We start from the raw sequence: 26,469 nt of genomic DNA, 5'->3' as shown, positions 1-26,469 counted from the left end.
GGACTTGTCGGGGCTGGGCTTGCCCTGCCCATTTTGCAATAATATAACTGTAAATGGGCAACCCCAAGGATTGCCACAACAATTCATAGTATTTTATCGCATAAAAAAAGAGTCCAAACTTAAAGTCTGGACTCTTTTTTATGCTCTTTCATCAATGAACTAATGAACCATTGATGCTAATGAACCAATTAATCCCTATAACGCCATTGAAACAACTTCTTTAACCTCAGGAACCATTCTTTGTAATAAGTTCTGTATGCCGGATTTTAAAGTGATTGTAGATGATGGGCAACCACTGCAAGAACCTCTTAATTCTACAGTAACTACGCCTTCATCAAATGATTTATAACTAATTGCACCGCCATCTTGCTCTACAGCAGGACGAACGTAATCATGTAATATCTGTTGAATTTTAATTTCTAGCTCACTTCCTTCAAAAGCTGGTGCTTCGTCAGCAGTGTTTTCCTTTATTTTAAACTCTGATTCTACTGCGCCTTTAACAAATTCCTTTAAGATAGCTTCAATATCAGCCCATTCAGCATCTTCTGTTTTAGTAACAGTAACAAAGTTACTTGCAAAAAATACGCCATTCACAAAGTTAAACTTGAACAATTCTTTAGCAAAAGGAGAGTGCTCAGCACTTTCTTTTGTTGCAAAATCTTCGCTACCATTAATTAAAAGTTTATTAACCATAAACTTCATTGTAGCCGGATTTGGGGTTTGCTCTGTATATACGTTAATAGTCATGTCTTTAATATTATGCTACAAAAATAATTAATTCTAATTCTAAATAGAGAGTGCAGTTGTCTATTTTAGGTCATTTATGAAGAATAGTTCCCTCTCCTTAAGGAGAGGGCTGGGGTGAGGTTAGAATATTCCTGTATAATTAAACGGCGTAATTAATTTTAACTCAGCTTTTATGATGTCGTTTACATCTAATTCATCAATAAACACAGCCATTGTTTGGGCGGTAATCTTTTGGTTAGTACGTGTTAAAGCTTTTAATGCTTCATAAGGATTTGGATAGGCTTCACGTCTTAAAACAGTTTGTATAGCTTCGGCAACTACAGCCCAGTTATTTTCTAAATCTGCTTCTATTGCATCGTTATTAAGGATAATTTTATTTAATCCTTTTAAAGTAGAACTAATGGCAATAATGGTATGAGCCATTGGAACACCAATATTTCTTAATACTGTAGAATCAGTTAAATCTCTTTGTAAACGAGAGATAGGTAATTTTGCTGCAAAAAATTCAAATAAGGCATTGGCTAAGCCAGCATTACCTTCAGCATTTTCAAAATCTATTGGGTTTACCTTATGTGGCATAGCCGATGAACCAACTTCGCCTTCCTTAATTTTTTGCTTAAAGTAGTTTTTAGAAATATAAGCCCAAATGTCTCTATCTAAATCGATAATGATATTGTTGATGCGCTTTAATGCATCACATTGTGCGGCAAATTGGTCGTAATGTTCTATTTGAGTAGTGTATTGAGCTCTGTTTAATCCCAATACATTATTTACGAAATCATTAGAGAAGTCTACCCAATTTGTTTTTGGATAAGCAATATGATGTGCATTAAAGTTTCCCGTTGCACCACCAAATTTCGCACTATTAGGAATTGCTTTTAAGTTTTGCAATTGAATAGTTAATCTTTCTGCAAAAACCATAAACTCTTTACCTAATTTGGTAGGAGATGCAGGTTGCCCGTGAGTGTGCGCCAACAAAGGAACATTTTCCCATTCCTTGGCTAAACCAGTTATTTTCTCAATTAATTCAGCAATTGCTGGATAATAAGTTTCTTCTAATGCTAATTTGAAAGTATAAGGGATAGCAGTATTGTTAATGTCTTGAGAAGTTAAGCCGAAATGGATAAACTCTTTATACGGTTGTAGGGCAAGCTCATCAAATTTCGTTTTAATGAAATACTCAACAGCTTTTACGTCATGGTTGGTAATGCTTTCTGTATCTTTTACTTGTTGCGCATCTACATCAGTAAAGTTTTGATAAATTGCCTTTAATTTAGGATAAAGCGAGGTGTCAAAGTTTTCTAATCCAGGGATTTTAGCTTCAACTAATGCGATGAAATATTCTATCTCTACAAAAATACGATATTTTATTAAAGCAGATTCAGAAAAATAATCGGCAAGTTTTGCAGTAGTTTTTCTATAACGACCATCTACAGGAGAGATAGCTTGAAGCGAAGATAAATTCATTTTGAATGAGAATTTTGATAATTCCGCAAAGTTAACATTTATCTTTATTTATGGTGTTTATAAGGGAGATAAAATGGCTTAGAATCAAAAAAGGTCTTAACAAAATTTGTTAAGACCTTTTTATAAGCTTTACTATTGACTAGTGAGCTACAGCTGGAGAATCAACTTTTGGAGAATCAACAACTGGTGAATCTACAACTGGTGAATCTACAACTGGTGAATCAACTGCTGGTGAATCAGTAGCAGCATCTTTTTTCTCAGAGTTACAAGCAGCAACACCTAAAGATAATGCTAAAGCTAAAAAGCCAAATTTAAATAAGTTTTTCATTTTAATTCTGTTTAAATAATTAATTAATTTACATGTTAATACTGCAAAGTTAAAAAGGTAACCCGCAATTTTGAAAAAAAATGAAATTATTTTTATTTAGTGCTTAATCTTCTCCGAATCGACCTTTATTTTATTAGAATCTATTGTTGGAGAATCGGTTTTTGGTGAATCTACCTGAGGAGAGTCGATTTTGTTTGAATCTATTGCCGCAGAATCAGAAGAATTTGTAAACCAATCGCAAGATGTTAAGGATAAGGACAATGTGAAGGCTAAAAAGCCGAATTTAAATACATTTTTCATTGTTAATTTTGTTTAAAGGTTAAAATTTTTAGGTTTTTACCTTAATGCAAATATTTTTAAAAGGTGACCTGAAAAAACGAGAAATATATTTTTATTTTTTTGGGGTTACCATTGCTTGTTTTTGAGTATTAACGTGTGATATTTTTGCACTGAAGATTGTGTTATAAACCTGATGGAAGTGAATTGAGCAAATCGAGATTTAACGGACAGCAGGACTAGCTTTAAAAAATTCTACTGTCTTTGCTTTTCAAATAATGAAAAGAATTAGCTTCAGAATTGTCATTTTAAGGCGAAAAATATTTTTTTTGTCTATCATTGGGTTACCATTCACGTTTAAATGTATTAATTGGTGAGTTTTAAGTTAAATAGTTCAGTTCCAACAGATAGAGAGGTAGTATTAGGTATACTTAACAACTCAGAAGAAGCGCTAAATAAGTTGTATGCGGGGTATTATCCGATGGTTTTACAATTTATTTTAAACAATAATGGCGATGAAGATGATGCGAAAGATGTGTATCAGGAAGCAATTATTGTTTTATATAACAAAATCAAAACTGGCAACTTTGAGCTAAGTAGTAAGCTAAAGACCTATATATATTCGGTTAGTCGCCGAATATGGTTAAAGAAACTAGCACAACATAGCAAAAAGACAAATAACATAGCCGATTTTGAGGGTGTTTTAGTTGTTGATGAAGATGTAGAGCAGCGTGAACAAAAAGACCTGCAGTTCGACAAGATGAAAGTTGCCTTGGAAAGTTTAGGCGAACCCTGCAAAACGATTATTCAGGATTTTTATATCAATAGTTTATCGATGCAGGATATTTGTGAGAAGTTTGGTTATACCAACACAGATAACGCCAAAACACAGAAGTATAAATGTTTACAAAGGTTAAAAAAGTTATTTTTTCAATCATAAAATGAGGAACGAGATAGAATTAGAAGCGATTATTGAGGATTACTTAAACGGTAAGTTAACAGCTGATGAGCAAAAAGCTTTTGAGCAATTGAGAAATAATGACCCAATTGTTGATCATAAAGTTGTTGCACATAAGGTGTTTTTAGAATCGATGAAACAATATGCTGATGTTTTATTACTGAAACAACAGTTAGATGCTGCTCACGATAAAATTGATGTTGCTGCAATTAGTGCTAAAGTTGGTCCACACCCATCTAAGATTGTTAGATTATTTAGAAACAATAAATCTGCAATTGCAGTTGCCGCTTCATTTTTGATATTGGCAATGATCATGTTGTATTCTATACAGAGCCAAACTAAACAAGAAGGAAATATGGAGCTTTTGGCTGGTAAAGTTTCTGAATTGAAAGGTTCACAAGATAATATCATAAGAACAATTAATAATAATCCTAGAAATCGTGCTACAGAATCACTACCAGCTAAGTTTGGTGGAACTGGTTTTGCTATTTCAAGCAATGGTTATATTTTAACTAGCTACCATGTGATTAATGGCAAAGGTTCAATATCTGTTCAGAATAGTAAAGGAGAAATATTTAAAGTAGTGCGTTATTATACTGACCCAATAAATGATATCGCTATTTTAAAAATTAGTGATGCTGCTTTTGAAAATCTAGGTGCATTACCTTATAGTATTAAAAAAGGTTCGGCTGGTATTGGTGATGCTGTTTATACTTTAGGCTATCCAAAAGACGATGTGGTTTTGGGCGATGGTTATGTGAGTTCTAAAACTGGTTTAAATGGCGATACCATTGCTTATCAAGTTGCTATTCCAGTTAACCCAGGTAATAGTGGTGGCCCTTTATTAGATAATAGCGGTAATATTGTTGGTGTGATTAACGGAAAAGAAAGTAAAACAGATGGAGCAGCATTCGCTGTAAAATCTAAATATATAATGGAAGCTTTAAATGCAATTCCACAAGATTCTTTAAGTAGAAGAGTGGCTTATGGTAAAAGAAGTTCATTACAAGGCTTAAAACGTAATAAACAAGTCCAAAAAATACAGGATTATGTTTTCATGATAAAAGTGTATTAATATTCCCAAAATATTAACTTTGAGAACCGTCACGATTATTTATCGTGACGGTTTTTGTTTTTAAATGATTTGTTATGGAATTTGGAAGAGTTGCAGAAGAAGAAGTATTAAATGTTGATTTTACTTTGCCAGCAGATGGCGAACAAACAATCCTTACTTTAAAAAATAATAAGCCAGCAAAGACTGAGTTTTTTGTGGGTTGTGCCAAATGGGGAAGAAAAGAATGGAAAGATTTAATCTATCCAAAGAAAACCAAAGAAGCCGATTTTTTAGGGGAATATGTTAAACATTTTAATTCTATTGAATTGAATGCGGTTTTCTATAGCATCCCTAAAGAAGAACAAATTATCAAATGGGCAGAAATGGTGAAGGCAAATACGAATGAAGATTTTATTTTCTGTCCCAAATTTTCTAGAACCATTACTCACATTAAAAGATTAAAAGACACCGATTTTTTAACTGATGAATATATTAAATCAATATCTGCTTTTCGTAAATACTTAGGGCCTTGTTTTTTGCAGGTAAGCGATAATTTTGGTCCAAATAATATTGATGTATTAGAAAATTACCTACAAAAATTACCAAAAGATTTAAAGGTTTTTGTTGAGGTAAGACATAAAGATTGGTTTGTTGGCGATGCTAAAAAACAATTATTTAGCATGTTGGCGAAACACGAAAAAGGCGCTGCAATTACTGATGCTAGTGGCCGAAGAGATTGTTTACACATGGAATTGCCAAGTCCAGAAGCTTTTATAAGATTTGTAGGTAATGGTGGGAAGTTCCTCGATTCTGACAAAGCCAGGGTTGATGAATGGGTAATAAGGATTAAGCACTGGTTAGCTAATGGCTTAGAGAAAGTATATTTCTTTTTGCACCAACACGATGAAGCCGATACGCCATTAATCGCAGATTATACGATTGAGCAATTCAACAAGCATTTAGGTAGCGATTTGTCACGAATAAATTTTATTCCAAAAAGTAATCTACTACTTTAATAGACTTTTTGTAACTTCAACTCATTAAAGATTTTATTAATTTAAATTAAATACAATGAGTTTAAGAATAGGAGATACAGCACCAAATTTTAAGGCAACAACATCTATAGGTGAGATTGATTTTTACGATTATTTGGGCGATAGTTGGGGAGTTTTATTTTCACATCCTGCAGATTATACACCAGTTTGTACCACAGAGTTAGGCAGAACAGCTTCTTTAAAACCTGAGTTCGATAAGCGAAACGTTAAGGTTTTGGCTTTAAGTGTAGACTCAGCAGAATCTCATAAAGGTTGGATAAGTGATATTAACGAAACTCAAAATACCAATGTGGAGTTTCCAATCATTGCAGACGAGGATAAGAAAATAGCCGATGCTTATGACATGATTCATCCAAATGCATCTGAGACAATGACTGTTCGTTCTTTATTTGTGATTTCTCCAGATAAAAAAGTAAAACTGATGATTACATATCCTGCTTCTACAGGAAGAAATTTTACTGAAGTATTAAGGGTTATCGATTCTTTGCAACTAACTGCTCAATATAGCGTTGCTACGCCGGCAGATTGGAAAGATGGAGAGGATGTTATTGTGATGAATAGCATTAAAACTGAAGATATTCCTGCAAAATTCCCAAAAGGCCATCAAGTTATTAAGCCTTATTTGAGAACTACGCCTCAACCAAACAAATAATTTTAAAATATTTATTTCTTTTTGAAACTTTTGTAACTAAATTAGGTTTAAATACTTAAATAAATTATCAATACAATCAAAATTTTATGAATACTGGAAAAGTAAAATGGTTTAATACTCAAAAAGGTTACGGATTTCTTGTTTACGATGGCAATAAAGAAATTTTTGTTCATTTTAAAGATGTAATTGGAGGCATAGACAGCATTAAAGAGAATGATGAAGTAGAATTTGAAATTGCTGAAGGAAAAAAAGGATTACAAGCTGTTAGCGTTAAAAAGGTTTAAATCATTTATAATTATATTAAAAAAGAGGCCGGCTCAAATTTGCCCGTCATTTCGAAACGGAACGCAGAGAAATCTTATTCAGTAGTACTTCTGCAAGAGATTTCTCCTCGTGCCTCGTTCGAAATGACGTTTTATTTTTTTCTTAATAATGCTGTATAATTTTAGCTTTAATGACTAGATAGCCATTGTTACTTTGAGTAAATACAAGGAAGTCATCATGGGTAGATTCTATTTTATACTTTTTGACTAAGTTTTCTGCTTTCTCAGGGAAATTCCTTACAATAACATTTCCCTTCAATTCTTTTTCCTTTTTCAATTCTTTTAAAGTCAATAGTGAATTGATTTCGAAAATTCTACCTAAAAAATCTTTTTTAATTTCATCACTAAAATATAATTGACTTTGTTGATGCAATTTTTTCATTCCAAACCTTTCGGCTATTAAATTAAAAGCACCACTTTTTAAAAGCGCAACATCTGGTTCGTATAAATAACCTGCTGGTTCACTTTGTGATATTTCTGTCTTTAATTGCAAATCGCCAATAGCAAACCGAAATACCTTATCTTTTTCATTTAAAGTAACACAAACAATTTTTGTTTCTCCTGTAAAGCTTTTATCTATAACCCAAAGCAACTCCTTACATTCATTTTTTACACTAACAATATGAATTTCACTTACATTTTTCAATTCGCTTAAGCCAGCAGAAATATCTAATAAAGGAGCAGTTTTTATAATGATGCGCTGAGCTTTAGCTAGCAAAAAATCTAAGTTTTCAGTTACATCTGGAGTGCAATCTTTTAATTTAAAAACCTTATTGCTATTGCTTCTTCTAGCGGGGTCAATGTAAATGGTGTCAAAATTTTTATCTGCATTTTTTAAGAATTCAAGTCCATCATCTGAAATTACTGAAAGTTTAATTGCACCAAGAACTTTTGCATTGTGTGCTGTAATTTCTGCTAATTCAGGATTGATTTCACAACTAAAAACTTCATCAACTTTCTTAGAAAAAAAATAACTATCAATGCCAAAACCAGCAGTTAAATCTAATAACGTTTTACCAATAGCTAAATTAGCCTTATAAGCTGCCGTAGTTTCTGAAGAGGTTTGTTCGATTGACAATAGGGCTGGGTAATAAATATCAGCTGTGCTAAACCAAGTAGGAAGCTTGTTTTTTGCTTTCTTTTTTGCCGCAATTTGCCCTGCCAATTCTGCTGAACTCACATTTTGAAACATAGGTTTTGCCAATGCAATTTTGTTTACATCACTTAGCAAGTTTGAATCGATAAACTGCTGAACTTCCTTGTCTAAAATGTTTGGGTTCATTTTATGAAAAGCCCCTTAGGGGTTTTGGGTTTTGTCTTTCATCACTATTTGGCAAGTATGCCTGCTTTTCACTTCCAGCAAAACATCTTTGTTAACAATAACCCTATCAATGGTTTGCTGATTGTAATAACGGATGGTAACCAATTCCAAACCTTTGTTGTATTTCACTTTAAAGGTTTCAGATAGGTCTTTAATCAATTGCTCGATTTTTATATCATCATTATCTACACTAACAGAAAAACTAATGGCAGAGTTTAACATCGTGTTAACCTTTACTTTGTTTTTGTGTAGAATGTTAAAAATCTGACTTAAATTCTCTTCAATAATAAAGGAGAAATCTTTCGGGAAAATAGAGATTAGTACCTGATTTATTTTAAATATAAAAGATGCAACTGGTAAAGGAGAGGCAACACCAGTAATTGCCGTTCCCACTGCATCTGGTTCAATAAATGAACGAACATACAAAGGAATTCCTTTATTCTGAATAGGTTTTATCGTTTTTGGGTGAATAACTGTAGCCCCATAATAGGTTAGCTCAATGGCATCATGGTAAGAAAGCTGAGGGATTTTTTCTGTTTCGTCGAACCATTTTGGGTCGGCATTTAAAACACCTGGCACATCCTTCCAAATCGTCATCGATTCTGCATTTAAGCAAGCACAAAATATGGCGGCAGAATAATCAGAGCCTTCTCTGCCCAAAGTGCTGGTGAAATTTTCGCTGGTGGCACCAATAAAACCTTGGGTAACTACAACTCCCTTATCTAAAAAAGTAGGTAAATGTTTTTGAATCTCCTGTTCCGTTTTATCCCAAATTACAGTTGCCTCACGATAGTTGTTATCTGTTTTGATGTAATTTCTTGCGTCTGTCCAAATGGTAAAAGTACCAGCTAAATTTAAATAAGCAGCCACAATTTTGGTAGAAACCACTTCACCAATAGAGACAATTTGGTCGTACAAATAATCTGCGCTGTCACTTGCCTCTTCTTCTAAAAGCCACTCAATTTCTACAAAAGTATTTGCTACATCATCATAAACAGGGTTTTTTCGGTCTTCAAACAAAGTTGATATCATGTCAAAATGAAAAGCTTTAATTTCATCAAATAGCTGATGCGCTTTTTCATCTCCCTTAACATAAGCCCAAGTTAATTCTTCCAATTTATTGGTCATTTTCCCCATTGCCGAGATAACGATTAATAAATGAGTAGACGGGTATCTTTGTACTATTTTAGCCAGATTTTTAACACCCTCTGCGTCTTTTACAGAAGCTCCTCCGAATTTAAATACTTGCATTAATTTGTTGTGGTTAAAATGGTATTTGGTTTAGCTATTTCTCTTAAAGCAGCAAATGGAATGGTTATTTCAGTTGTTCCGTATGCGTAGGCTTTAATTTCATAAGGATTGTAAAAAAATACTAATCCTTTATTGCTCACATAAAAATTATCAGGCAATGTGAATTTCCCATCGCTAAAAAAGTATTTTCCTTCTAATGGTTCGGTTGACGATAATTTCTCATCCTTCCTAAAAATACTTTCAGAGATGCTTGTTAACCTAGCTTTATTGCTCTTGTCTATTAACGAATCTAGAGTTAATGGCTGGTTTGTTTTCGGATTGTAGTTGATGAAAGAAAAATTTGTGTTGGGATGAGCTCCGCCAGAATAATCTGAATGTATATACTCCAATGCAATATAATTTGGAGTTTGATGAAGCACATTAACATCTATATTTAAAAACCAAGCCTGTTGTGTGCCTTTATTTTCATTGTAAAAGCTATCATAACCTGTTATAAAGCTCTTTGCAATATCCTGATAAGCAATAATGGCTTTGTCTTCTTCTGAAAAGTAATTAAGTACTTGTCTTTGGATATAATTATTCAATTCCTCGTTTTTAAAAACAGGATATTGTATTACTGCTTTTGTAGTATCGGTTTCCTTTGCGTCAGTTTTAACAATGTTTGTGCTGTAAATCGTTACAGAATCGTAGTTGTAGGTTAGAGAATCTACTCTTGTTTCGATAGTTTCAGTTTTACTTTTGTCGTTGCGACAAGCTGCTAGAATACTAATTAGAACAAGAAATAAAGTTAGTTTTTTCATCACTATATAATTGTTTTTTTAAAGGAGATGAAGCTATCATGAGCATATTCGTTTTGTTTTTTTGAGTGTTTGCTCACGATGGTTTCATAAGTCATGAGTTTGCTCTTTTGAGAGCGATGCATTGAGCCAGCCAGTCTCTATGTAAGCTTTATATTTGTTGTAGAAATTAATTGCGGGCTCATTCCAATCCAAAACTTGCCAAGTCATTCCATTATAATTACCATTTTTTGCTTCTGCAATAACAGTTTCAAATAACAGTTTTCCAATGCCTTTTCCTCGTGCGGCTTCAGTAACTAAAAAATCTTCTAAATATAAACGGCAACCTTTCCACGTAGAGTATCTGGTGTAAAATAAAGCAAAACCTAAAACCACCTCATTCTCTTCGGCCACAAAGGCTTTCCAAACTGGTTTTTCTCCAAAACCTGCGTCAATAAATTCCTCAATAGTTACCGTAACTTCTTCAGGTGCCTTTTCGTAAACAGCCAATTCATTAATTAATTCTAATAACCTTGTGCAATCTTCCTTTACTGCAACTCTTATGTTTATGTTCATATGTTTCGTTGTTCGTTTGTTGTTGGACGTTGTTCGTTTATCGATAGACGAAAAACGCCTTATTCAGCTTTCCAATGTTTAATTACTCTTTTGCCAAAAATATTACTTCCAATTCTAACCATTGTACTTCCTTGTTCAATAGCCAATTTATAGTCTGAAGACATACCCATAGAAATTTCTTTAAAGCTATCTTCTTTTCTAAAAAAGCTAACTTTTATACCATCAAAAAGAACTTTCAATTCTTGAAACTCTGCTTTAGTCTGTCCTTCTAATGCAGTATTTGTTGCAATTCCCATCAAGCCAACAATTCTCACGTTTTTAAAGGTTTGAAACTCCTCAGACCTCAACAATTCAATGGCTTCATCAAACCCCAATCCAAATTTAGTGTCTTCATCAGCTATATAAATTTGTAAAAGGCAATCTATAACGCGGTTATTTTTTGCGGCTTGTTTGTCTATTTCCTTCAACAGTTTAAGGCTATCTACAGATTCTATCAGTTTTACAAACGGAGCAATGTATTTTACTTTATTGGTTTGTAAGTGGCCAATTAAATGCCATTCTATATCTTGTGGTAGTTGAGCTTGTTTCTCAACCATTTCTTGCACCAAATTCTCTCCAAAAACTCTTTGACCGGCATTGTAAGCCTCTAATGCGGCATCTGCCGGATGGTTTTTAGAAACTGCTACCAATTTAACCCCAACCGAGTCTAATTCATTTTTATATTTCAATAAGTTATCTGCAATGCTCATTTATCAGTATTTTTGGTAAAATTAACATCCTTAGTTCAATTTGACTAAGAAATAAGAAGGTTTTACAAATAATGAAAAGATTTTTTACCCTTATCATGCTTTGCTTATTCATTTACGCTTGTAAACCAGGCGTTCCGAAGGATATCATTCAGCCAGATAAAATGGAGAAAGTACTGATAGATATCCATATTGTGGATGGTTACATGTCTACCTTAAACTTGCCAAGTCAAGATACTTCTAAAAAAGTAGCTGCTCCTTTATATAAAGGTGTTTACAATAAATTCGATATCGATTCAGCTCTATATAACAGAAGTTTAGATTACTATTACAATCATCCAGACCTTATGAAAAAGATGTATGACAGCATTAGTGTTAAGCTTACGATTTTAAAAGAACAGGTTACAAAAGAAGATCTATTGGCTTTAGAGTATTCTTTTAAAGGTATTTTTGATGCAAGCGCAAAAGACAGCACTCAGTACGACCCAACTTTAGACAGAAGATATAATTATAGGTATTTAATTAGGCAGCGCTATGGCAATTTTGGTAATGTTCTGTCAGTATCTATACCACCTGCTGCGATGCCTATGCCTTTAGCTACCGAAGTTAAACCTGCATTAGATACATTGTCTGCTAAAAAAACAAAATTCCCCGTTCAGTAATATGTTATATCCCGAAAATTGCCAAGAGCGTTTAGGCTTTAATGAGGTGCGACAAATGGTTCATCAACATTGTTTAAGTACAATGGGACAAACGTTAGTTGCAAAAATGCAAGTGATGACTAAGTTTGACCAGATTAATAAATTTCTTCGTCAAACAAGCGAGTTTAAAAGCATATTAGAAAATCAAGAGCCGCTCCAAATCAGTACGTTTTTTGATATTAAAACACTGGCGGATAAAATAAGGGTTGAAGGAACTTATTTAATAGAAGATGAGTTATTTCAAATCTATTCTTCCTTGCAAACTGTTTTTTCTGTACTTCGGTTTTTCGATGAACGAAAGGAAATATATCCAAATTTGGAAGCACTCTTTGAGCATTTACCTATCGAAAAAAATATTCTTAAAAAAATAGAAACGGTTTTAGACTCAAAGGGAAAATTAAAGCCCAATGCTTCTGCTGAACTGCAAGAAATAACATCGGCAATTTCCAAAGGAGAACAGGAAGTTCGTAAAAGAATGGATTCTATCTATAAAATGGCGGTTGGCAAAAACTGGGTTGCTGATGGAAGTTTAACCGTCAGAGATGGAAGAATCTGTATTCCCATTTTGGCAGAGAATAAAAGAAAGTTAAAAGGTTTTATACACGATGAATCGGCAAGTGGACAAACTGTTTATTTAGAGCCTGAAGAAGTCTTTACCTTAAACAACAAACTAAGGGATTTAGAATTTGATAAACGCAGAGAAATCATCAAGATTTTAATTGCTTTAACGACAGAACTTAGACCATTTACACCATTACTTTTATCTTATCACGGGTTTTTAACGAAGTTAGATTTTGTTAGGGCTAAAGCGTTGTTTGCAATAGATGTTCAGGCTAATATGCCTGTTTTATTGAAAGAAGCAAAAACGAAACTAATAAATGCTCGTCATCCGCTATTGCTTCTTTCTTTTGCTGCAGAGAAAAAAACAGTTGTGCCTTTAAATATTCATATCAATGAGAATTTAAGGATTGTTTTAGTTTCTGGACCAAATGCAGGTGGTAAGTCTGTTTGTATGAAAACTGTTGGTTTGTTGCAAATGATGTTGCAAACTGGCTTGCTGGTTCCTGTTGATGAGAGTAGTGAAATGGGAATCTTCGACCAGATTTTTGCAGATATTGGCGATGACCAATCTATTGAATCAGACCTAAGTACTTATAGTGCGCATTTAACTAAAATGAGGTATTTTGTAGAACACGCCTCTCCAAAAACCTTGGTTTTAATTGATGAATTTGGTACAGGAACCGATCCACAATTTGGTGGGCCAATGGCAGAGGCTGTTTTAGAAGTCTTAAATAAGAAAAAAGTTAGAGGTGTAATTACAACTCACTACTCAAACCTAAAACTGTTTGCAGGTAATACCGATGGTTTAGAAAATGCTTCAATGTTATTTGATAACAGTAAAATGAAGCCTTTATATGTTTTAGATTTAGGTAAACCTGGAAGCTCTTACGCTTTTGAAATTGCCCAGAATATTGGCTTACAAAGAGAAGTATTAGAATTAGCAAGACAAAAGACTGGAACCAACCAAAATAGCATAGATAGTTTATTGGTCGATTTAGAAAAAGAAAAACGACAAATTCACGAGACTAAAATCACCCTCGCTAATCAGCAGAACAAGGTTAAAAACCTAGTTGCAGAAAATGAAAAGCTCAAGCTCTTTTTAGAAGAGAATAAAAAGGTTTTAATTAAGGAAGCCAAATTAGAAGCTCAAAATATCATTAGGGACGCCAATAAGCTGGTAGAGAATACCATTGCAGAAATTAAGGAAAAACAAGCCGATAAGGTTGTAACGAAAGAATTAAGACAGAATCTTCAAAAGAGTTTAGTTAAAAACGAAGTTAAGGAAGAGAAAAAACCTGTTGTTAAAATTGATAATTCTGCAATTGAAGTAGGAGATTGGGTTCAATTAATAAATACAGAAACCAGCGGACAGGTATTAGAAATTAACAGGGATAACTTTGTGTTGGCTTTGGGCGACTTACGTTCTGTTGTTAAACGGAATAGGGTCCAAAAAATTAGCAATCGCCAAGCAAAAAAAGTGGTTCAAAGTAATTCCTTTTCAGGTAGAATGTCTGAAGCTGTTATGAATTTTAAACCTGAATTAGATTTACGTGGTATGCGTGGTGAAAATGCTATTCAAGAGGTAGAAAACTATATGGATAAAGCAATTATGCTTGGCTTTCCATCTATTAAACTAATTCACGGTAAAGGCGATGGGATTTTAAGGAAATTAGTGAGAGAACATTTAAAGAAATATAAAGAAGTTACAAGTTTAGAAGATGAACATGCAGATAGAGGTGGAGATGGGATTACTTACGTTAACTTGAAATAATTTTAAACATTCATGCCTGCGGCTGGGAGGAAGAAATTAAGGTTGTTAAGATTTCAGACTTATTTTCTTAATGCATTAATGTTTAAATTTTTTGAAATAACCCTTCCTAGTTGTAAGAATTTAGAAATATTTCTAAATGTTTTAATCGCATTAAAACGTGGCTATTTTACATTTTAAGGCGTTTTATCTGCTTTGCTTAGTGTAAATTTTACATCTAATCTAATTTTAATAAGCGCTATTTTAATTCTAAATTAGCCGCAAAACGTTATATATGATTAACAAAGTTGTATCTGGAGCAGATGATGCCATCAAGGATATAAAAGATGGAGATACCTTAATGTTAGGTGGATTTGGCTTATGTGGTATTCCAGAAAATTGCATTACTGCACTCGTTAAAAAAGGTGTTAATAAGTTAACCTGTATTGCAAATAACGCAGGTGTAGATGATTTCGGAATTGGGCTAATGTTGCAAACCCGACAGGTGAAAAAGATGATTTCATCTTATGTTGGCGAAAATGCTGAGTTTGAAAGACAATTGTTAAGCGGCGAACTGGAGGTAGAATTAATTCCACAAGGAACATTAGCCACTCGTTGTATGGCTGCAGGTTACGGAATGCCAGCAATTTTTACCCCTGCAGGGGTAGGTACTGAGGTGGCAGAAGGTAAAGAAATCAGGAACTTTAATGGTAAGGATTATTTAATGGAATATGCCTTTGATGCAGATTTTGCTTTAGTTAAAGCTTGGAAAGGAGATACTGCAGGTAATTTAATCTTCCGTTCTACCAGTAGAAACTTTAATCCTGTAATGGCAATGGCCGGAAAAATTACAATTGCTGAAGTAGAACATCTGGTAGAAGCAGGAGAACTAGACCCCGACCATATTCATACGCCTGGTGTATATGTTCATCGCATATTCCAAGGAGAGAACTACGAAAAACGAATTGAACAGAGAACCACTAGGAAAAAAGATTAAAGAGCAGTAACGTCTTTCGTCCATCGTCTTTCGTCTATCGTCCTTCGGTCAACGAAAAAAACGACCAACGAAAAACGAATAAACATTATCTCAAAATTTACTTTGTGCCCTTTGTGGTTAAAAAACAAAACATGCTTGACAAAAACGGAATTGCTAAACGTATAGCAAAAGAAATAAAAGATGGTTACTATGTTAATTTAGGAATAGGCATTCCAACTTTAGTAGCTAATTACATTCCAGAAGGAATAAATGTGGTACTACAATCTGAGAATGGATTGTTGGGTATGGGGCCGTTTCCTTTCGAAGGAGAAGAAGACCCTGATTTAATTAATGCTGGTAAACAAACGATTACCACTTTAGCGGGTTCATCCATATTTGATTCGGCAATGAGTTTTGGGATGATAAGAGCTCAAAAAATAGACCTTACCATTTTAGGAGCAATGGAAGTTTCTGAAAATGGAGACATAGCCAACTGGAAAATCCCTGGTAAAATGGTTAAAGGAATGGGTGGGGCAATGGATTTAGTGGCTTCGGCTAAGAATATAATTGTCGCGATGCAGCACATCAATAAGGCTGGAGAGAGTAAGCTGTTACCTAATTGTACATTACCATTAACTGGTGTTAAATGTATTAAAAAGGTGGTAACTGAATTAGCTGTATTGGATATTTTACCAGAAGGTGGTTTTAGGTTGTTAGAAAGAGCGCCAGGCGTTAGTGTCGATTTTATCAAACAATCAACCTTAGGTAAGCTCTACGCTGATGACAATGTGCCTGAAATGATTTTGGATTAATAAATAAGCACGTCATTTCGATACGGAGTTTTTCACGTAGTGAGAAATCTGTTAGTTGTTTAAACATAAATTAAGTTTGTATCAACAATATTGATGGTTCTTCTTGAGCAGATTTCTCGTCGCTGCGCTCGCTCGAAATGACGGCAGCTCTTTATTTACAATACTTCGTTTTCAACTCGTCAGATATCTCCTCAGTAATTCTAATGATATCGTCAGGTGTATCGTTATTGTTGATTACAATTTTATTGCAAGCATCACGATAAGGAAGTAAAAACTCTTTATATGCTGGTACAACATGATTGTTCCATTTGTAGAGTACATCATCTTCGGGATAGCCTCTTTCCATCCCATCGCGTTTAATGCGACGTTGTAAAGCTACATCTTCATCCGCTTCAATAAATATGCGTAAATCTAATAAGTCAGAAATTTCTTTAAAATGAAGAATGAACAATCCCTCAACAATTAAAATAGGGGCAGGGTTAATTTCTAAAATTTTAACAACTGCTAAAGGATTGTTAAAGTTATATTCCTTTTTGTAAACAACATCTCCCTTAATTAATTTTTTAATGTCAATTAAAAATTGCTCGTCATCAATGGTAGATGGTAAATCGAAATTGTAGAGTTTGTTTTCCTCTTGGGTCATCTCTCCGGCAGGAATGTAATAATCATCCTGTGAAAGCAATGTAACTTCATCATTTTTAAAATGATGTAAAAAACTATTTAAAAAGAAGGTCTTTCCAGAACCGCTGCCGCCAGCAATTCCGATAATTAGTGGTTTATTTTTGTTGTTCATTCTCAGGAGCGCCGTAAGTTATATTACAGGTAAAGCGTTTATCTAAAGCGCCAACAGCGTCTGCTACCGCTTTTGTCATTACAATTATAACATCTTTTGTTGATTCGTTCTCTGTAAATTTACCAACAACCTTAGCATAGGTGGTTCGGTTGCTCATTGGGTTTGTGATTTTTATAACGGTGCCAACTGGCGCAGTGCGATGTAAAACCAACATTTTAGTAGCATCTAGGTCTTGGTCGGCAATCCAAACTGCAATTCCTTTTTCTTCAAATTGGGTTAAGCCGTATTTGCTTGGAGCATATTTTAAGGTTGGGTCTTTAATCGTATTAGGGCTTCCAGTACTTTCTTCATCATCTCCTTCTGTTGCAGCTAGTTTAGCGCCCTTTATAATTAATTTTTGTCCTACAACAACATCTGTTGAAGTAAGGTTATTAAAGGTTTTTAACTGATAGGTGGTTAAGCTATATTTTTGCGCAATAGAGTAAATGGTTTCGCCAGCAACAACCGTATGTTCAAAACCTGCATCTGCAGCATTTGTTTTTGCTACAACAACCTCTTTTTTTGCATTGCTTTTTGGTTCAGTTGGAGTTACGTTTTCAACTACGGGTGCTTGAGTTCCATTTACCGAAGGAATTTTTAGAACCTGACCAATCCTTAAATTATTTGAAGAAAGAACATTTAATCGCTTTATTTCATCAACCGTTGTGCCGTATTTTTCTGCTAAGAGGTTTAAATTCTCCTTGGCTTTTATGGCATGCTCTACTACTGTAGCTGGGTTTTCATTTGTAGCCACCTTATTATCAACAGCTGTTTTTGGTGTTGGAGGGGTAACCAGTGTTTTAGTTTCTGGTTGAGTAGCTGTGTCTTCAACTTTTCGCTCATTCGGAATGATTAAAACCTGCCCAATTTGTAAATTGATAGACTTTAAGCCATTTACCCTTTTAATTTCATCAACCGTTGTGCCATACTTTTCTGCAAGCATATTTAAATTGTCCTTGGCTTTAATGGTGTATTGCACCACATCTTCACTATTTGATGTCGCAACAGTAGATGAAGTAGCAGAAGAGAAAGGAATCTCGGTAGGTACTTTAATAGTCACGCCAATCTGTAAAAACTTGCTATCGTTAAAGCTCATGATGTCTTTAAAATTGACATTGTATTTTTTAGCAAGCGAATAGTAAGTTTCTTTGGCTTCCACTCTGTGGACAATCAGTTTTTTGCCTTTGTTATTCTCAACACCAATAGAATCAACCTTATAGTTGGCAAAAGTAATGGAAGAGCTTAGTGTAAAGATGGTGAGGAGTATATATAGTTTGCGCATTAAATTTCTTGAAAGTATTTGGTTGACAATTATACGAAAATAATTTTTAGGGTAAATGATGTAGCTAAAACGTTATTATGACATATCTATTGTGCTTTTTTCCTAAATTTAGCCAAACCAATCTTAAGAGTGATTGTTTTATTATTGAAATTAAATCATCGAAATTATCATGGACGCAAAAGAAATTAGTTTAAGCGAAAAAAAAGTTAAACCAGTAGTAGATATGTTAAATGACTACTTAGCCAATTACCACATTCATTATCAAAAGCTAAGAGGTTGCCATTGGAACATTAAAGGCCAAAACTTTTTTACCTTACACATCAAGTTTGAAGAATTATATACCAACGCTCAATTAACAATTGATGAAATTGCCGAGCGTGTTTTAACATTAGGGAAACCACCTCACAGTCGTTTTGCTGATTACATTAAAGAATCTACCATTAAAGAAATTGATACCATTGGCTTAAATGATTTAGCTATGGTTGATGCCGTTTTAGAAGACATGGCAAAACTAATCGAGTTAGAACGTGATTTGCTAGAAGCATCAGATACTGCTGGTGATGATGGAACCAATGACATGGTAAACCGTTTCATGCAATTTAAAGAGAAAACAACTTGGATGTTACGCTCTTTCGCTGGTAAGAAATAAATAAGCTAATTAGCTAATTTGCGAATTAGCTAATTATCTTTGTAAATGGGATACAAGAACTTAGCAGACTGCATTGCAGACCTAGAAAAACATGGTCATTTAATTCGTATAAAAGAAGAGGTTGACCCTTATTTAGAGATGGCCGCCATTCATTTGCGAGTGTATGAAAATCAAGGTCCGGCTTTATTGTTTGAAAACGTAAAAGGAAGTCAATTCCCTGCTGTTTCTAATCTTTTCGGAACCTTAGACCGTTCTAAATTTATGTTTCGCGATAGCCTGCCAAAAGTAGAACAATTGGTAGGTTTACGTTCTGATCCCATAAAGGCACTAAAAAACCCTTTAAAATATGCTGGTTCTGCCCTTACGGCTTTATCGGCATTGCCTTTAAAACAATCGCTATTTAAAAGTACTTTCCAGAAAACCACCATTAGTGCATTGCCACAAATTGTAAATTGGCCAATGGATGGTGGGCCATTTATTACCATGCCCCAAGTTTTTACAGAAGATATAGATAAACCAGGGGTGATGAATGGCAATTTGGGAATGTACCGAATTCAATTAGCAGGAAACGATTACATTACTGATAAAGAAATAGGGTTACACTACCAAATTCATAGGGGAATTGGGGTACACCAAACCAAGGCAAATGCAAAAGAACAACCTTTAAAAGTAAGTATTTTTGTCGGTGGGCCACCATCACATCCTTTAGCTGCAGTAATGCCTTTGCCAGAGGGATTATCTGAGTTAACTTTTGCAGGAGCGATGGGCAATAGACGGTTTAGGTATTTTTATGACGAGGAAGGTTTCTGTATTTCTGCAGATGCTGATTTTGTAATTACAGGTATTGTTTACCCACAGGAAAATAAACCTGAAGGACCATTTGGCGACCATTTGGGCTATTACAGTTTAACACATCCTTTTCCATTGATGAAGGTTCATAATGTTTATCATAAAAAAGATGCAGTTTGGTCGTTCACGGTTGTTGGCAGACCCCCACAAGAAGATACCAGTTTTGGTGCGCTTATTCACGAAATAACTGGCTCTGCCATTCCGAAAGAAATCTCAGGCTTAAAAGAAGTAAATGCAGTTGATGCCGCAGGTGTGCATCCATTGCTGTTTGCCATTGGTAGCGAAAGGTATACGCCTTATTTAAAAGACAGGAAACCTCAAGAAATTTTAACCATCGCTAATCATATTTTAGGTAAAAACCAATTGAGTTTGGCTAAATATCTATTTATAGCAGCAAGAGAAGATGATGAAAATTTAAGCACCAATCACATCGAACATTTTCTTCAGCACATGCTAGAAAGAATTGACTTCACAAAGGATTTACATTTCCATACCAATACCACCATTGATACGCTAGATTATTCGGGTGAGGGATTAAACGCTGGCTCTAAAGTTGTTTTTGCAGCAGCTGGAGAAAAGAAAAGGGACTTAACGAAATCATTACCTGCTAACTTTAGCTTACCAGATGGATTTAACAATCCAAAAATGGCTATGCCAGGGGTGATGGTTATTGAAGCAAATCCTTATCAATATGATAGTGCCAAAACAGAAATAGCAACCTTAAAATCCCATTTAAAGGCTGAGGATTTGAAATCATTACCCTTAATTGTTGTAGGCGATGATGCTGAGTTTACCGCTGCAAACATTAATAATTTGGTTTGGGTAACATTTACCAGAAGCAATCCTGCAACTGATATTGATGGTGTTAATGATTTTAATACCAACAAACATTGGGGCTGTAATGGACCATTGATCATTGATGCAAGAAAGAAACCTCATCACGCTCCAGAATTGATCAAAGATCCAACAGTAGAACAAAAAATAGATCAAATGGGAGAAAAGGGTGGTAGTTTATATGGGGTCATATAAAATTACTTTATCAAACTTTCTTAGAGAGTTTTAATAACTGTTAATAGAAACCGCAAGGCAAAGTTTATTTGCTCCTGTTCTTTTTTCTAAATTTTTTTAAAACACATATCAATTCATCAGACTGGTGAAATAATAACAAGTTGAATCAAAAATTCTGAAAGATAATTTCAATTATCAAATGTAACGCAGAACAAACGTTTGTGCAGTGTTAAACTCTTTCTTTAATTCAAGTATTTATAGTTTAGTTAAGAGAACTAAGCAAATATTTGTATTGATCAAATGCTAATTGTTTTAATTTCCTAAAAATAGATAGAGCTGTAAAGGAAACAAGTTGTAATGGAGGGATAATATTTCAAGGTAAAGCATCGTCAGCAGGGTAGCTTAAGTATATTTGGTCGATTTCTTGTGCCCTTGCTGGCATGTAATGCCTTTAATGAATTATCTTTATGCTAAACTTAAATACTAGATACGATGAATAAATTTTTGAACAAAATATGGATGATTTGCCCGATGACTTTTATTGGGCTAGGGCTAAATGCACAAACTGTTACCATAGATAACTATTATAACCAGGAAACTAAAAAAGACAAGTCGGGTAACATGGTTACTTTTCATTACCAATGGAATGAAACTGAAATGTCTGGCTTTTCAATTTTTGGCGAGGCCTTTAAAAAGAATGGGGCAAAAGAATTGAAAACCTTAAGTACCGCTCCAGATGAAGCAAAATTAAAAGGTACCGATATTTATATCATTGTAGATCCAGATAATCTAAAAGACAATCCGAAACCTAATTATGTTAACGAAACAGAAGCAGTAGCAATTGCAAAATGGGTAAAAGCAGGTGGTGTTTTGTTGTTAATGGCCAACGATGAAGTAAATGCAGACCTGGAACATTTGAACATATTAACTTCTAAATTCGGCTTTGCCTTTAATAAAGATTTAATCCTTCATGTAACCGACGACCAACATTTTGCAGATGGTGAAATCAGCATTGAAAATAATCCCATATTAAAAACTGCGAAGCATATTTTTATTAAAGATGCATCTTCTATTGCAATTAATCATACAGCAAAACCTGTGTTAAAAACAACAGATGGGAAAAATGTCATGGTAAGCGCTAAGTACGGCAAAGGTATGGTATTGGCAGTTGGCGACCCATGGTTGTATAATGAATATGTAAATGGAAGGTTGCCTGTTAGGTTTGAGAATGATAAAGCAGCCAATGATATGGCAAGTTGGTTAATTAAGCAAATCCATTAAAGATAGTTAAACTCAAATCTTAAGGTAGATAAGAAAAAGAATTAATGATGTTTTCCATTGTTATCAAACAAAAAAGGCTTCTCAATTTATTGAGAAGCCTTTTTTGTTAACCTAGTATTTTTAAAATCTTAATCCTAAAGTTAAGAACACATTGTTTTTGCTGCTTTTAACATCGGCTACTGGTTCAGAGAAATTATTTAAAGTATATGGGCTATAAGTATTGTTTGCCTCAATTCTTTGGTAAGCTAAATCTATATAATAGTTGTTTACCCTATACCCTAAACCTCCACTGTACATCTTAGTATCGTAGAAATTATCTTCATCAGTTTTATATGGACTACCATTTAAACCGTAACCTGCTCTTAAACTAACACTATTGATTTTATATTCGGCCCCAATTCTGTAATTAATTGCACTCTGATAGTTATCTCTTACAGCTTTATTATTCGAAGTAATGGTAGAACTTGCACCGCTTCCATTGTTGTTTGAAAATTTAATATTTGCATAATCAACATAATCAATGTCTGCAGAAATGATAGCTTGACCGGCAATGATATAACTTGCTCCAAAAGATCCTTTTAATGGTGTTCTTAAGTTGTAAGTATAATCATAAGTCTGCTCATCTGTAGTTCCTCTAGCTGTTCCTCTATTATCTAAGCCTTCTGTATAACTGTCGTCAATTACAAACCAAGTAGGGGTTTGCACGGTTGCACCTAATCTAAGGTTGTCTACCGGTCTAACAATAATACCAATACGTCCATTTACGCCAGAACCTTTGGTTACCTGACTTTGGTTGAAAAGTAATTTGTAAGGCGTATTAGCGCCTGTTAAAATACCAGCCGAATTGTATTCTCTAGCTTTTCCACTTTCTTCATATTGTGCATCGGTATTGTATTTAATATCTACTAAACCAATACTTGCACCAATATAAACCTTATTGCCGATGTTGGCAGCTCCGGAAAAATTAAATTCAGATACAGAACCAGATCTTACTTCGTTTTTACGCTGAATATTTGCATTAGATGCATCTGCAAAAGTTTCTGGGAAATAATTATTGGCAACATTATCATAGCTAATCAAATAATTATCATAAGCCATCCTTTCTAAACTACCTTCTCCTAAATTACTAGGAACACCTGATCCAGCAAGTTCAGCAAAATAATCTGCGATAGAATTTTTATTGTTAGGGCCTCCGTAATTAATTTCAGTACTATAATCATTGTTTCTACTATAACCTAAACCAAAAACACCACTAACTAGTCCTTTTTTAGTGTCTTGACCTTTTTGTTTGTAAGTTGGAACATAGAATACGGCACCAATTTGGTTAATGTTTAATTGGCCTTTTGTAGTATTGGTATTTTGCCCAAGGTAAGAGGCGTTAACGCCACCGCCATTAAACTCTGGTGTTAAGCTAAATTCTGATTTAGTAAATAAACCTAATCCAGCAGGGTTTCCACCTAAAGAGCTCATGTCTCCACCAACTCCAATTTGCGCATTACCCATTGCTTTAAAACGAGCAGTACTGCCATAATTTGTTTGAGAAAAGCGAAGTGCGTCGCCAGAGTATTGAGCGTAAGTATTGCTTGTAGTAGCTACTATAGCTACCACAAACATTAATATAATTTTTTTCATCTGTGTTGAATGTTAATTTAGATTATCTTCCACCTCTACCTGGTCTGCCGCCACCGCCGCCACCACTGCTACTGCTACCTGAAGAACTACTTCCTGAGCTTTCTGCTCTTGAAGGAGGAGAGCTTGATTGAGTTGGTGGGGGACTATAAGTGGGTGCTGGTCTTGAGCTCTCACTTGTTCTAGTTGGTCTAGAATCTGTTGTGGTAGTTGTTCTACTTGGTGTGTAAGACCCCCCGTTATTACTAGTTCCAGTTGGGCGAGTTGTAGTTCCACTTGGTCCTGCAGGATTGTACATTTCTGCTCTGCTTCTAGTAACGGTATTGCCAGAGCCAGCTCCAGTGTTTGATCTAGTAGGTGCTCCTATACCTGAACCACCATTATAACCTGTTCCGCTGCCTCTTCTTACGCCATTTTCACCACCTCTATTTGGTCTTGTACCATAGTTAGGGCTGTAAGCACCTCCGCCAGCATAATAACCCCCTCCGTAGTAGCCACCATATCCATTGCCATAATATCCAGAACCAAAATAGTTGTAATTTGAGTAAATACCCCAATAAGGATTATAATAAGGGCTGCCAAAATATCCCCAATTGTTAAAATAACCGCCATAATAAAGGCTTAATCCACTATAACCATAACCAAGTCCGTAACCAAAGCTGTATGGGTTATAATAAGAGTTGTAGCCATAATAGTTGTAGTATGGATCATAATAACCTCTATACTGGCTGCCATAGTAAAATCTGTCTATACGAGAATAATAATCCATATCGTAATTAGGATTAGTTCTTCCATAATAGTCAGCATTAGATTGTTGGTCTGTTTGTGTAGCTTGAACCGGCTCCGAAGGCTTATACTCCTTAGCTTGTGCAGTTGTGTTGTACACGTCGTCCTGAACGGCAGCATTTTGCGCCATTTTTGGAGTAGAGCAAGAGGCAACCAACAAGGCAGTTACCGCGAGCAAACTGGTGAATAAATGGTTAGATTTCATGATATGTGTGTTTTGTTTGTGTGCTCAATTAAATTGTAGCTATAAATTTATAGCTTTGTAAACGACTTTACAAGAAATTTAACACAAAAAACGTTCCAATTAGTTATGAGCAAAGGTATTACGAGTAAAAACGACGATTATTCTCAATGGTATAACGATATTGTTATAAAAGCCGACTTAGCCGAGCATTCTTCGGTTAAAGGATGTATGGTAATAAAGCCATATGGTTATTCAATTTGGGAGAAAATTCAGGCAGTTTTAGACCAAAAATTTAAAGACACTGGCCATAGTAACGCTTACTTCCCCTTGTTCATCCCTAAGTCATATTTTTCTAAAGAAGCTGCACACGTAGAGGGTTTTGCCACAGAGTGTGCTGTTGTGACACATTATCGTCTTAAAAATGATGGTAATGGAAACATAGTAGTTGATGAAACTGCAAAATTAGAGGAAGAATTAATTGTTCGCCCTACTTCAGAAACCATAATTTGGAATACTTACAGAGGTTGGATAGAATCTTATCGCGATTTGCCTTTACTGATTAACCAATGGGCCAATGTGGTTCGTTGGGAAATGAGAACTCGTTTGTTTTTACGTACTACTGAGTTTTTGTGGCAAGAAGGACATACCGCTCATGCAACTTCTCAAGAAGCTGTTGAAGAAACAGAAAGAATGTTAGATGTATATGCAGATTTTGCGGAAAACTGGATGGCTGTGCCTGTTGTGAAAGGTAAAAAAACGCCAACTGAGCGTTTTGCTGGCGCCTTAGAAACTTATTGTATTGAAGCATTAATGCAAGATGGAAAAGCTTTACAAGCCGGAACATCACACTTTTTAGGCCAGAATTTTGCAAAAGCTTTTGATGTAAAGTTTACAAGTAAGGAAGGTAAACAAGAACACGTATGGGCTACGTCCTGGGGCGTTTCAACTCGCCTAATGGGGGCTTTAATCATGGCACATAGTGATGATGCTGGTTTGGTATTACCTCCAAAATTGGCGCCAATCCAAGTGGTAATTGTTCCAATCTATAAAGGTGATGAAGATTTAGCTAAAATTTCAACTTTTGTAAATGAATTAATGATGAAGCTAAAAGGAATGGGCATCTCTGTGAAATACGATAGTAGAGATAGTCAACGTCCTGGATTCAAATTTGCAGAATATGAGCTAAAAGGAGTTCCTGTTCGTTTAGCAATAGGTGGTAGAGACATGGAGAATGGTACGGTAGAATTAGCACGTAGAGATACAAGGGAGAAAGCCACAGTTCCACAAGAAGGATTGGATATTTACATTGCTAACTTGTTAAATGAAATTCAAGAAAATATTTATAGCAGGGCACATCAATTTAGAGAAGAGCACATTACCGAAGCTAACTCTTACGATGAATTTAAAGAATTGTTAGATGGCAAAACTGGCTTTATCTCTGCACACTGGGATGGCACAGCAGAAACCGAAAAACAAATTAAAGAGGAAACAAAAGCAACAATAAGATGTATCCCGTTAAACAATAAACAAGAAGAAGGTGTTTGTATATTAACTGGTAAACCATCTATACAAAGAGTGTTGTTTGCAAGGGCTTATTAGAATTGAGATATGCGTATAGCGTATAGAGATTTGATCAAGTCTA

26 protein-coding genes are annotated in these 26,469 nt (G+C 34.7%); 13 read left to right on the top strand and 13 right to left on the bottom strand.

All coding sequences use genetic code 11. The annotated features are described in order from the left end of the window. Positions 1-195: 195 nt before the first annotated feature. The 4 genes from EZ428_RS08750 to EZ428_RS08735 all read right to left on the bottom strand — a co-directional run bounded on the left by EZ428_RS08750 (position 196) and on the right by EZ428_RS08735 (position 2,842). Positions 196-747 carry a NifU family protein gene (locus tag EZ428_RS08750; protein WP_131552769.1) on the bottom strand — a complete coding sequence of 184 codons (552 nt, stop codon included), beginning with the start codon at positions 745-747 and terminating at the stop codon, positions 196-198. A 120-nt stretch (positions 748-867) separates the two neighbouring features. Then, the gene (gene purB / locus EZ428_RS08745) at positions 868-2,214 is read right to left on the bottom strand and encodes an adenylosuccinate lyase (protein WP_131552768.1); all 1,347 of its coding nucleotides are present in this window, start codon (positions 2,212-2,214) and stop codon (positions 868-870) included. Positions 2,215-2,353: 139 nt separating this feature from the next. Next, positions 2,354-2,542: a PG1828 family lipoprotein gene (locus EZ428_RS08740; RefSeq protein ID WP_131552767.1), complete on the bottom strand. Its 189-nt coding sequence runs from the start codon at positions 2,540-2,542 to the stop codon at positions 2,354-2,356. A gap of 96 nt (positions 2,543-2,638) precedes the next feature. Beyond that, a complete protein-coding gene (locus EZ428_RS08735) occupies positions 2,639-2,842 on the bottom strand; it encodes a hypothetical protein (protein ID WP_131552766.1) in 204 nt (67 codons plus the stop codon). Positions 2,843-3,191: 349 nt separating this feature from the next. On the opposite strand from EZ428_RS08735, the gene EZ428_RS08730 reads away from it, so the two are divergent. The 5 genes from EZ428_RS08730 to EZ428_RS08710 all read left to right on the top strand — a co-directional run bounded on the left by EZ428_RS08730 (position 3,192) and on the right by EZ428_RS08710 (position 6,821). Then, positions 3,192-3,758: an RNA polymerase sigma factor gene (locus EZ428_RS08730; RefSeq protein ID WP_131552765.1), complete on the top strand. Its 567-nt coding sequence runs from the start codon at positions 3,192-3,194 to the stop codon at positions 3,756-3,758. 1 nt (position 3,759) lies between these two features. Beyond that, the gene (locus EZ428_RS08725) at positions 3,760-4,851 is read left to right on the top strand and encodes a S1C family serine protease (protein ID WP_131552764.1); all 1,092 of its coding nucleotides are present in this window, start codon (positions 3,760-3,762) and stop codon (positions 4,849-4,851) included. A gap of 74 nt (positions 4,852-4,925) precedes the next feature. After that, a complete protein-coding gene (locus tag EZ428_RS08720; protein ID WP_131552763.1) occupies positions 4,926-5,846 on the top strand; it encodes a DUF72 domain-containing protein in 921 nt (306 codons plus the stop codon). A gap of 55 nt (positions 5,847-5,901) precedes the next feature. Beyond that, positions 5,902-6,537 (top strand): peroxiredoxin, encoded by a 636-nt coding sequence (locus EZ428_RS08715; protein ID WP_131552762.1) that lies wholly within the window; start codon positions 5,902-5,904, stop codon positions 6,535-6,537. 86 nt (positions 6,538-6,623) lie between these two features. Next, positions 6,624-6,821, top strand: coding sequence for a cold-shock protein (locus EZ428_RS08710; RefSeq protein ID WP_131552761.1), 198 nt, complete (start codon positions 6,624-6,626; stop codon positions 6,819-6,821). A gap of 142 nt (positions 6,822-6,963) precedes the next feature. Here EZ428_RS08710 and EZ428_RS08705 read toward each other — a convergent pair whose 3' ends face one another. The 5 genes from EZ428_RS08705 to EZ428_RS08685 all read right to left on the bottom strand — a co-directional run bounded on the left by EZ428_RS08705 (position 6,964) and on the right by EZ428_RS08685 (position 11,533). Next, entirely contained in the window at positions 6,964-8,142 is a 1,179-nt protein-coding gene (locus EZ428_RS08705; RefSeq protein WP_131552760.1) for a class I SAM-dependent methyltransferase, read from the bottom strand. Positions 8,143-8,157: 15 nt separating this feature from the next. Next, on the bottom strand, positions 8,158-9,432 hold the full coding sequence (locus EZ428_RS08700; protein WP_131552759.1) for an aspartate kinase: 1,275 nt from the start codon (positions 9,430-9,432) through the stop codon (positions 8,158-8,160). After that, positions 9,432-10,232 (bottom strand): DUF3298 and DUF4163 domain-containing protein, encoded by an 801-nt coding sequence (locus EZ428_RS08695; RefSeq protein ID WP_131552758.1) that lies wholly within the window; start codon positions 10,230-10,232, stop codon positions 9,432-9,434. The genes EZ428_RS08700 and EZ428_RS08695 overlap by 1 nt, the downstream gene beginning before the upstream one ends. Before the next feature lie 84 nt (positions 10,233-10,316). After that, complete coding sequence (locus EZ428_RS08690) at positions 10,317-10,784, bottom strand: GNAT family N-acetyltransferase (RefSeq protein WP_131552757.1); 468 nt, start codon at positions 10,782-10,784, stop codon at positions 10,317-10,319. Positions 10,785-10,843: 59 nt separating this feature from the next. Further along, complete coding sequence (locus EZ428_RS08685; RefSeq protein ID WP_131552756.1) at positions 10,844-11,533, bottom strand: YggS family pyridoxal phosphate-dependent enzyme; 690 nt, start codon at positions 11,531-11,533, stop codon at positions 10,844-10,846. A gap of 71 nt (positions 11,534-11,604) precedes the next feature. Between EZ428_RS08685 and EZ428_RS08680 the strand changes: the two genes are divergently transcribed. From EZ428_RS08680 to EZ428_RS08665, 4 genes are all read left to right on the top strand, one after another. Further along, positions 11,605-12,192, top strand: coding sequence for a DUF4296 domain-containing protein (locus EZ428_RS08680; protein WP_131552755.1), 588 nt, complete (start codon positions 11,605-11,607; stop codon positions 12,190-12,192). Between the two features lies 1 nt (position 12,193). Then, on the top strand, positions 12,194-14,563 hold the full coding sequence (locus EZ428_RS08675) for an endonuclease MutS2 (RefSeq protein ID WP_131552754.1): 2,370 nt from the start codon (positions 12,194-12,196) through the stop codon (positions 14,561-14,563). Positions 14,564-14,834: 271 nt separating this feature from the next. Then, entirely contained in the window at positions 14,835-15,536 is a 702-nt protein-coding gene (locus EZ428_RS08670) for a CoA transferase subunit A (protein ID WP_131552753.1), read from the top strand. Between the two features lie 131 nt (positions 15,537-15,667). Next, entirely contained in the window at positions 15,668-16,327 is a 660-nt protein-coding gene (locus tag EZ428_RS08665; RefSeq protein ID WP_131552752.1) for a 3-oxoacid CoA-transferase subunit B, read from the top strand. A gap of 151 nt (positions 16,328-16,478) precedes the next feature. Here EZ428_RS08665 and EZ428_RS08660 read toward each other — a convergent pair whose 3' ends face one another. Both EZ428_RS08660 and EZ428_RS08655 read right to left on the bottom strand, forming a co-directional pair. Continuing rightward, on the bottom strand, positions 16,479-17,120 hold the full coding sequence (locus tag EZ428_RS08660; RefSeq protein ID WP_131552751.1) for a uridine kinase family protein: 642 nt from the start codon (positions 17,118-17,120) through the stop codon (positions 16,479-16,481). Continuing rightward, positions 17,104-18,441 carry a LysM peptidoglycan-binding domain-containing protein gene (locus EZ428_RS08655; RefSeq protein WP_131552750.1) on the bottom strand — a complete coding sequence of 446 codons (1,338 nt, stop codon included), beginning with the start codon at positions 18,439-18,441 and terminating at the stop codon, positions 17,104-17,106. The genes EZ428_RS08660 and EZ428_RS08655 overlap by 17 nt, the downstream gene beginning before the upstream one ends. Before the next feature lie 169 nt (positions 18,442-18,610). Between EZ428_RS08655 and EZ428_RS08650 the strand changes: the two genes are divergently transcribed. The 3 genes from EZ428_RS08650 (at position 18,611) to EZ428_RS08640 (ending at position 22,228) form a co-directional block, all read left to right on the top strand. After that, positions 18,611-19,090, top strand: a complete 480-nt coding sequence (locus EZ428_RS08650) for a Dps family protein (protein WP_131552749.1) — start codon at positions 18,611-18,613, stop codon at positions 19,088-19,090. A gap of 45 nt (positions 19,091-19,135) precedes the next feature. After that, entirely contained in the window at positions 19,136-20,968 is a 1,833-nt protein-coding gene (locus EZ428_RS08645) for a UbiD family decarboxylase (RefSeq protein ID WP_131552748.1), read from the top strand. A gap of 471 nt (positions 20,969-21,439) precedes the next feature. Beyond that, a complete protein-coding gene (locus EZ428_RS08640; RefSeq protein ID WP_131552747.1) occupies positions 21,440-22,228 on the top strand; it encodes a DUF4350 domain-containing protein in 789 nt (262 codons plus the stop codon). Between the two features lie 120 nt (positions 22,229-22,348). Here the strand turns inward: EZ428_RS08640 and EZ428_RS08635 are convergent, their stop codons facing one another. Next, positions 22,349-23,860 (bottom strand): OmpP1/FadL family transporter, encoded by a 1,512-nt coding sequence (locus EZ428_RS08635; RefSeq protein WP_131552746.1) that lies wholly within the window; start codon positions 23,858-23,860, stop codon positions 22,349-22,351. Positions 23,861-23,882: 22 nt separating this feature from the next. After that, positions 23,883-24,848: a hypothetical protein gene (locus tag EZ428_RS08630; RefSeq protein WP_131552745.1), complete on the bottom strand. Its 966-nt coding sequence runs from the start codon at positions 24,846-24,848 to the stop codon at positions 23,883-23,885. Between the two features lie 105 nt (positions 24,849-24,953). Between EZ428_RS08630 and proS the strand changes: the two genes are divergently transcribed. Further along, complete coding sequence (gene proS, locus EZ428_RS08625; protein ID WP_131552744.1) at positions 24,954-26,426, top strand: proline--tRNA ligase; 1,473 nt, start codon at positions 24,954-24,956, stop codon at positions 26,424-26,426. Positions 26,427-26,469: the final 43 nt, after the last annotated feature.

The organism is Pedobacter frigiditerrae (genome assembly GCF_004331645.1).
Classification (GTDB): domain Bacteria; phylum Bacteroidota; class Bacteroidia; order Sphingobacteriales; family Sphingobacteriaceae; genus Pedobacter; species Pedobacter frigiditerrae.
The sequence above is the reverse complement of the archived record's forward strand: the minus strand, read 5'-3'. Positions and strand labels throughout refer to the sequence as shown.

What these genes read in the sequence shown, in the direction of transcription:
- proS (WP_131552744.1), top strand. Translation starts at nt 24,954, where the DNA reads ATGAGCAAAGGTATTACGAGTAAAAACGACGATTATTCTCAATGGTAT.
- EZ428_RS08710 (WP_131552761.1), top strand. Translation starts at nt 6,624, where the DNA reads ATGAATACTGGAAAAGTAAAATGGTTTAATACTCAAAAAGGTTACGGA.
- EZ428_RS08715 (WP_131552762.1), top strand. Translation starts at nt 5,902, where the DNA reads ATGAGTTTAAGAATAGGAGATACAGCACCAAATTTTAAGGCAACAACA.
- EZ428_RS08700 (WP_131552759.1), bottom strand. Translation starts at nt 9,432, where the DNA reads ATGCAAGTATTTAAATTCGGAGGAGCTTCTGTAAAAGACGCAGAGGGT.
- EZ428_RS08665 (WP_131552752.1), top strand. Translation starts at nt 15,668, where the DNA reads ATGCTTGACAAAAACGGAATTGCTAAACGTATAGCAAAAGAAATAAAA.
- EZ428_RS08640 (WP_131552747.1), top strand. Translation starts at nt 21,440, where the DNA reads ATGAATAAATTTTTGAACAAAATATGGATGATTTGCCCGATGACTTTT.
- EZ428_RS08725 (WP_131552764.1), top strand. Translation starts at nt 3,760, where the DNA reads ATGAGGAACGAGATAGAATTAGAAGCGATTATTGAGGATTACTTAAAC.
- purB (WP_131552768.1), bottom strand. Translation starts at nt 2,214, where the DNA reads ATGAATTTATCTTCGCTTCAAGCTATCTCTCCTGTAGATGGTCGTTAT.
- EZ428_RS08660 (WP_131552751.1), bottom strand. Translation starts at nt 17,120, where the DNA reads ATGAACAACAAAAATAAACCACTAATTATCGGAATTGCTGGCGGCAGC.
- EZ428_RS08740 (WP_131552767.1), bottom strand. Translation starts at nt 2,542, where the DNA reads ATGAAAAACTTATTTAAATTTGGCTTTTTAGCTTTAGCATTATCTTTA.
- EZ428_RS08680 (WP_131552755.1), top strand. Translation starts at nt 11,605, where the DNA reads ATGAAAAGATTTTTTACCCTTATCATGCTTTGCTTATTCATTTACGCT.
- EZ428_RS08690 (WP_131552757.1), bottom strand. Translation starts at nt 10,784, where the DNA reads ATGAACATAAACATAAGAGTTGCAGTAAAGGAAGATTGCACAAGGTTA.
- EZ428_RS08705 (WP_131552760.1), bottom strand. Translation starts at nt 8,142, where the DNA reads ATGAACCCAAACATTTTAGACAAGGAAGTTCAGCAGTTTATCGATTCA.
- EZ428_RS08635 (WP_131552746.1), bottom strand. Translation starts at nt 23,860, where the DNA reads ATGAAAAAAATTATATTAATGTTTGTGGTAGCTATAGTAGCTACTACA.
- EZ428_RS08670 (WP_131552753.1), top strand. Translation starts at nt 14,835, where the DNA reads ATGATTAACAAAGTTGTATCTGGAGCAGATGATGCCATCAAGGATATA.
- EZ428_RS08655 (WP_131552750.1), bottom strand. Translation starts at nt 18,441, where the DNA reads ATGCGCAAACTATATATACTCCTCACCATCTTTACACTAAGCTCTTCC.
- EZ428_RS08645 (WP_131552748.1), top strand. Translation starts at nt 19,136, where the DNA reads ATGGGATACAAGAACTTAGCAGACTGCATTGCAGACCTAGAAAAACAT.
- EZ428_RS08675 (WP_131552754.1), top strand. Translation starts at nt 12,194, where the DNA reads ATGTTATATCCCGAAAATTGCCAAGAGCGTTTAGGCTTTAATGAGGTG.
- EZ428_RS08750 (WP_131552769.1), bottom strand. Translation starts at nt 747, where the DNA reads ATGACTATTAACGTATATACAGAGCAAACCCCAAATCCGGCTACAATG.
- EZ428_RS08695 (WP_131552758.1), bottom strand. Translation starts at nt 10,232, where the DNA reads ATGAAAAAACTAACTTTATTTCTTGTTCTAATTAGTATTCTAGCAGCT.
- EZ428_RS08735 (WP_131552766.1), bottom strand. Translation starts at nt 2,842, where the DNA reads ATGAAAAATGTATTTAAATTCGGCTTTTTAGCCTTCACATTGTCCTTA.
- EZ428_RS08720 (WP_131552763.1), top strand. Translation starts at nt 4,926, where the DNA reads ATGGAATTTGGAAGAGTTGCAGAAGAAGAAGTATTAAATGTTGATTTT.
- EZ428_RS08685 (WP_131552756.1), bottom strand. Translation starts at nt 11,533, where the DNA reads ATGAGCATTGCAGATAACTTATTGAAATATAAAAATGAATTAGACTCG.
- EZ428_RS08630 (WP_131552745.1), bottom strand. Translation starts at nt 24,848, where the DNA reads ATGAAATCTAACCATTTATTCACCAGTTTGCTCGCGGTAACTGCCTTG.
- EZ428_RS08650 (WP_131552749.1), top strand. Translation starts at nt 18,611, where the DNA reads ATGGACGCAAAAGAAATTAGTTTAAGCGAAAAAAAAGTTAAACCAGTA.